The sequence below is a fragment of the Streptomyces sp. O3 genome (genome assembly GCF_054788135.1).
Map to the genome: position 1 here is coordinate 1 of NZ_JBTVYK010000142.1, position 430 is coordinate 430.

Annotated in this window: 1 protein-coding gene; it reads left to right on the plus strand. The window is 67.2% G+C overall.

The window, feature by feature from the left end; all coding sequences use genetic code 11:
• Nucleotides 1-430: thiamine pyrophosphate-dependent enzyme (locus tag ACX6XY_RS30075; RefSeq protein WP_460337791.1), on the plus strand; the 430-nt coding region annotated here is incomplete at both ends.

Consider the following 430-nt stretch of genomic DNA (forward strand, 5'->3'; position numbering starts at 1 on the left):
CCGAGCTCGGACTGGCCAAGGAGAACATCGTCTTCGTCTCCGGCATCGGCTGCTCCTCCCGCTTCCCGTACTACATGAACACCTACGGGATGCACTCCATCCACGGCCGCGCCCCCGCCATCGCCACCGGCCTGGCCTCCTCCCGCACGGACCTGTCCGTCTGGGTGGTCACCGGCGACGGCGACGCGCTGTCGATCGGCGGCAACCACCTGATCCACGCCCTGCGCCGCAACGTGAACCTCAAGATCCTCCTGTTCAACAACCGGATCTATGGCCTCACCAAGGGCCAGTACTCCCCGACCTCCGAGGTCGGCAAGATCACCAAGTCGACGCCGATGGGCTCCCTGGACGCACCCTTCAACCCGGTCTCCCTGGCGATCGGCGCGGAGGCCTCCTTCGTGGCCCGCACGGTCGACTCCGACCGCCAGCA